The 5,059-nt window shown below is 58.8% G+C and carries 6 protein-coding genes and 1 pseudogene; 5 read left to right on the top strand and 2 right to left on the bottom strand.

Annotated elements, in window-relative coordinates; genetic code table 11:
• Positions 1 to 242 precede the first annotated feature (242 nt).
• Entirely contained in the window at positions 243 to 833 is a 591-nt protein-coding gene (locus CQW31_RS30520) for a DUF488 family protein (RefSeq protein WP_009681670.1), read from the bottom strand.
• 98 nt (positions 834 to 931) lie between these two features.
• Positions 932 to 1,144, bottom strand: a complete 213-nt coding sequence (locus CQW31_RS30515) for a DUF2945 domain-containing protein (protein ID WP_009681671.1) — start codon at positions 1,142 to 1,144, stop codon at positions 932 to 934.
• A 172-nt stretch (positions 1,145 to 1,316) separates the two neighbouring features.
• On the opposite strand from CQW31_RS30515, the gene frmR reads away from it, so the two are divergent.
• From frmR to CQW31_RS30490, 5 genes and pseudogenes are all read left to right on the top strand, one after another.
• Complete coding sequence (gene frmR, locus CQW31_RS30510; protein ID WP_007182548.1) at positions 1,317 to 1,592, top strand: formaldehyde-responsive transcriptional repressor FrmR; 276 nt, start codon at positions 1,317 to 1,319, stop codon at positions 1,590 to 1,592.
• A gap of 59 nt (positions 1,593 to 1,651) precedes the next feature.
• Positions 1,652 to 2,761 (top strand): S-(hydroxymethyl)glutathione dehydrogenase/class III alcohol dehydrogenase, encoded by a 1,110-nt coding sequence (locus CQW31_RS30505; protein WP_009681672.1) that lies wholly within the window; start codon positions 1,652 to 1,654, stop codon positions 2,759 to 2,761.
• Between the two features lie 43 nt (positions 2,762 to 2,804).
• On the top strand, positions 2,805 to 3,203 hold the full coding sequence (locus CQW31_RS30500) for a VOC family protein (RefSeq protein ID WP_009681673.1): 399 nt from the start codon (positions 2,805 to 2,807) through the stop codon (positions 3,201 to 3,203).
• 182 nt (positions 3,204 to 3,385) lie between these two features.
• Positions 3,386 to 3,907, top strand: a pseudogene (locus tag CQW31_RS30495) (DUF3422 family protein); the annotation flags it as partial.
• Positions 3,908 to 4,071: 164 nt separating this feature from the next.
• On the top strand, positions 4,072 to 5,059 hold a 988-nt coding region (locus CQW31_RS30490; protein WP_099816108.1), incomplete at its 3' end, for a replication-associated recombination protein A.

Raw genomic sequence — 5,059 nt, 5'->3', positions numbered from 1 at the left:
AGCTTGACGAGCATTGGGTACTGCTCTGCGGCAATCGCGGGCGGGCGTCCGGTTCGAGGCATGACTTCAAGGCTGTCCAGGCTGAAGGAGTGGTGAGTTTAGTTTATTTTGTCTACACCCTCTTAGGGGACCGATTTGTTTGCTGTCTGGTCCTCAAATAGGGTTACAACTTTTTCAACCTAACGTCTGATGCACCGCATCGGGCGTTTTGTATTGAAAGACTAGTACTGCCGATCTGCTGCTCAAGGCAGCGTGTAAGTTAATCGTCCGCGCACGATGCGTGCGGGTGACGTCATTGGGTGCAAGACTTCGTGTTTGGCGTCAAGGATATGTATGATCTTAATGTCACGCACGCATAGCTCGTCCGCGATCATCGAACGATGACAGCGCCACCAAACCGCCTCAGCACACATGATGACAGTGCGCGCGTTAGTAGCGAGCTGCAGCAACTGAGTTAGTCCTTGTGCGAATTCGGGGCTGTCCATGTAGTCGGCATAGCCACGAAAGGACGTGTTGCGCCAGGCTGTATTGACCGAATTTGGTGAAGCACGTCGTCGGCCGCCAAGCGCCTCTATCCACTTATAATTTATAGAGTTTTCCGCGAGCGTTATTTCGAGTTGCTCCTTGCCGTATTGCGGATATTTCCTCGACCCAGGAAAGCGACGCACGTCGACGACTGTCTCGATTTGGTATTCGTTCAGCAAACCGAGAAATTCATCGATTGGCCGAGTTGAATGTCCGATCGTCCAGATCGTCACACCGCTATCGTGCTTCGTGACAGCAGTTTTGCTGACAACTTTCGTGACCGCGGCCGCGTTTTTTGGGACAGCCATTTTCTCGGTAACCTTTCTCTTTCTTAAAAGCTTTCGTTTTCCGGCGACAGCTACCTCGCTGATACCGTTCTTCTATCCGCGGAACGCGACGTGGGTCGTCAGCTGATCTTGTGCAGTGCCGACCCCCTATGCATCGCAATATGTTCTGTCTTATCGCTCTTGATTTCGTACTGCGGTTCGTCGGCGCTTGCGTGGCGCGTGTAGCCCTTGTAATCGGTGTCCTTCGTATGCACCTTGATGATCGTACCACTCACGCGGCCCGCTTCCGAATTCCAGCTTACGTGATCGCCTGCCGTAAATTTTGTGACCATTTGAATGAAACCCTCTGGTGCCGTTCATGACGGGGAGGGGCATAGTGGCACCGTAAAGACCGCTGACGTCTACGATTTTGAAGCGTCACAGATCTTGTGTCGATTTTCGGTCGCATATACTATGGGGGAGTATTGTATAATGCGGCGGTGTACCCAAGTAGAGAGGTGTTCGATGCCACACAGTCCGGAAGAAAAGAAGCAAGCACTGACGCGCATCAGGCGCATCAAAGGTCAGGTAGCGACTCTTGAGCAAGCGCTTGATGCAGGTGCGGAATGTCCTGCAATTCTTCAGCAGCTTGCGGCCGTTCGTGGCGCAGTCAACGGATTGATGGCAACGGTTCTGGAGAGCTATCTGCGGGAAGAGTTTCCCAGTAGCGAAATCAGGAGCGATTCGCAGAACAAGTCCATTGACGAGACCATCTCTATCGTCCGCTCCTATCTGCGGTAGAGGCACCAGGGTGTCCTCGGTGAGGGCAAATTTAGTTAGCTAGTAAAGGAAGCGACATCATGAAATCACGTGCAGCAGTTGCCTTCGGGCCAGGAAAGCCGCTGGAAATCGTCGAGATCGACGTTGAGCCGCCTCGCAAAGGCGAAGTGCTCGTAAGGATCACAAATACTGGCGTTTGCCATACCGACGCCTTCACCCTGTCGGGCGATGACCCCGAAGGTCTATTCCCGGTCGTGCTGGGTCACGAGGGGGCGGGTATCGTCGTGGAGGTGGGTGAAGGTGTGACCAGCGTGAAGCCTGGCGATCACGTCATTCCTCTTTACACCGCCGAATGCGGCGAGTGCCTGTTCTGCAAGTCCGGCAAGACCAACCTGTGTGTCGCGGTTCGTGCAACCCAGGGCAAGGGGCTGATGCCCGATGGTACGACTCGCTTCTCGTACAACGGTCAGCCGCTTTACCACTACATGGGCTGCTCGACCTTCAGCGAATACACGGTCGTCGCCGAAGTCTCGCTGGCCAAGATCAACCCGGACGCCAACCCCGAGCACGTCTGCCTGCTGGGCTGCGGCGTGACCACCGGCATCGGTGCCGTGCACAACACGGCCAAGGTACAGCCCGGCGACTCGGTGGCCATCTTCGGCCTCGGCGGCATCGGTCTCGCTGCGATTCAAGGTGCACGCCAGGCCAAAGCGGGCCGCATCATCGCCATCGATACCAATCCGGCGAAGTTCGAACTGGCTCGTACCTTCGGCGCGACCGAATGTCTCAACCCGAAGGACTTCGACAAGCCGATTCACGAGGTTCTGATCGAGATGACCGGCTGGGGTGTCGATCACACCTTCGAGTGCATCGGCAACGTCGACGTGATGCGTTCGGCTCTGGAAGCTGCCCACCGCGGCTGGGGCCAGTCGATCGTCATCGGCGTGGCTGGTGCTGGCAAGGAAATTTCGACCCGCCCGTTCCAGTTGGTCACCGGTCGCACCTGGAAGGGTTCGGCTTTCGGTGGGGTCAAGGGCCGCACTCAGCTTCCCGGCATGGTGGAAGACGCAATGAAAGGCGAGATCGATCTCGCCCCGTTCGTCACCCACACCATGGGCCTCGACGACATCAACAAGGCCTTCGACCTGATGCATGAAGGCAAGTCGATTCGCACGGTGATCCACTACTGATCACTCACTATCCATTCAACACCAGCCACCAAGGAAATTAACCATGTCCAATCCTGTCATTTCCGGCGACGGCATCTTCTCGCACGTCTTCGTCGGCGCCGCCGACGTCCAGAAGTCGACCGCGTTCTATGACGCCGCTCTGGGTGCTCTCGGCATCAAGAACCTCGGTCCTTTCGGCAACGGATGGGTGCTTTTCGGTCGCGAAAAGCCGGCTTTCATCATCGCCCGTCCTGGCAATGGTGAAGCGCCTTCCAGCAACGGTGTGACGGTCGGCTTTGCGGCCGCCACTCCCGCCGAAGTGGATGCCTTCCACGCCGCCGGCCTTGCCGCAGGCGGCACCGACGAGGGCCAGCCTGGCCCGCGTGGCCACCTGCCGGGTGCCTATGCGGCCTACCTGCGTGATCCGGCGGGCAACAAGGTCTGCTCGTACACCTTCGTTTGAAAGCAAGGAAGCTGAGGGCGTTCTGAAAGGGCCAGCACAAGCCTCTATACGGCGAGCCTATTAGACGGACCGTGTAGAGCGGTGCCTGCTCATGAAGATCGGCCCGCAGCCATGTGCGAAACGCATGGCTGCGGGCATTTGCTTTGAAGTGTGTTTTTCAACCAATGAGAAATGAGGTCGTTATGCAAGAGCCGGCCAACATCAATACGACGACCGTACAACCCGCCCTGACCGCCACCGTGTACGGCATGCCGGCCTATGCCGATCGTGCTGCGGCCGTGGGTGAAGTGCATGCGCGCCCGTATCTCTTGATTCAGGCCCCCCGCGGCATATTGCAGCTCGCTTTCATGACCGAAGGCGATCAGGCCAGGGATCAGATGGCGATGAGTGAGTTGTCTCATCGCTTCGGCGTTGCCGAGCCCGACCACGCTACGCCGCTTCACGGCGTGACATGGGATGAGGGAGACCTGCACTGTGAAAAGCACACCGAGTTCTCAACGTATCTCTGGTGCGCTTCGCTGGATTCCGAGACGGGAGAGCCGTGCGGCGAAAATCCGTTCAAGCATGGATTTGTTCCTCCCGGCCCGGTCGTATCCGGCATCCGTTTGAGACTTCTTCCGTGGACGCCGGAAACGGAGAAGGAGGTCGATCGCTTCGATCCTGCCAGCCTGTGCTACTCGCTGGTGGAGAACGGCTCAGCGTCGCGTTGAGCTGGGTATGGAACCACAGCATCGGCTACCGCGGCTCTCGCATCATCATGCATGCGATTGCCGACAAAGAGCCCACAGCGTTGGATAAATCCGGCTCTCTGGATTGAGGTGCCCACCTTATCGGAACGTCAACTATCAGAAATGCCAGGGAGAGGAACTTGACCGATCTATTCACGACAAAGCCCAAGCCCCCCTTGGCCGAACTCCTGCGGCCCAAGGCGCTGGACGAATTCGTCGGGCAACGGCACTTGCTCGGCCCCGGCAAGCCGCTGCGTCTCGCGTTCGAGGCGGACAATTTGCACTCGTTCATCCTCTGGGGGCCGCCAGGCGTGGGCAAGACCACCCTGGGGCGCCTGGCCGCCAGTGCGACCGACAGCCGATTCATCGCCATCTCGGCCGTGCTGGCCGGGGTGAAGGACATCCGGCAAGCCATCGACGAGGCCCAGGCAGAACTGGACAACCATGGTCGATCGACGGTGCTTTTCGTCGATGAGATCCATCGCTTCAACAAGGCGCAGCAGGATGCCCTACTGCCCCATGTCGAGTCGGGGCTCCTGACCCTGGTGGGGGGGACGACCGAGCATCCGGGGCTGGCGGTCAATTCCGCACTGCTCTCGCGCGCGCAGGTCTATACCCTCGAACCGCTATCCGGCGACGAACTGAACCAACCCTACGAACGCGCACTGCCGCATCTCCAGGGCGTCACGTTGGACGCGGACGCGCTGGATCTGCTCAAGGGCTTTGCCGATGGCGATGGCAGGCGCTTCCTCAATCTGCTTGAGCAGGTGACGAATGCGGCGTCGGGCGCTGGCAAGACCGTGGTCGATGGCGAGTTCGCCAGGCTGTCCACCAGTCCATCGCTGCGCAGGTTCGACAAGGGCGGTGACGAGTTCTACTGGCAGCTCTCAGCCTTCCACAAGTCGCTACGGGGCTCCGACCCTGATGCGGCCCTGTATTGGCTGGCCCGCATCCTTGACGGTAGCGGCGACGTCAGCCAGGTGACCCGCCGCATGGTGATAGTGGCCAGCGAAGACATCGGCAATGCCGACCCGCAGGCGCTGCAACTGGCGCTCAATGCCGCGCTGGCTTATGAGAGGCTGGGTTCCCCCGAAGGCGAAATACCGATTGCCCACGCGGCGACCTACC

Source organism: Pseudomonas sp. 382 (genome assembly GCF_002759075.1).
In the GTDB taxonomy this organism is placed as follows: Bacteria; Pseudomonadota; Gammaproteobacteria; order Pseudomonadales; family Pseudomonadaceae; genus Aquipseudomonas; species Aquipseudomonas vlassakiae.
The sequence above is the reverse complement of the archived record's forward strand: the minus strand, read 5'-3'. Positions and strand labels throughout refer to the sequence as shown.

Excerpts from the sequence above, each read along its gene's own strand:
- CQW31_RS30500 (WP_009681673.1), top strand. The coding sequence starts at position 2,805 with ATGTCCAATCCTGTCATTTCCGGCGACGGCATCTTCTCGCACGTCTTC.
- CQW31_RS30520 (WP_009681670.1), bottom strand. The coding sequence starts at position 833 with ATGGCTGTCCCAAAAAACGCGGCCGCGGTCACGAAAGTTGTCAGCAAA.
- frmR (WP_007182548.1), top strand. The coding sequence starts at position 1,317 with ATGCCACACAGTCCGGAAGAAAAGAAGCAAGCACTGACGCGCATCAGG.
- CQW31_RS30515 (WP_009681671.1), bottom strand. The coding sequence starts at position 1,144 with ATGGTCACAAAATTTACGGCAGGCGATCACGTAAGCTGGAATTCGGAA.
- CQW31_RS30505 (WP_009681672.1), top strand. The coding sequence starts at position 1,652 with ATGAAATCACGTGCAGCAGTTGCCTTCGGGCCAGGAAAGCCGCTGGAA.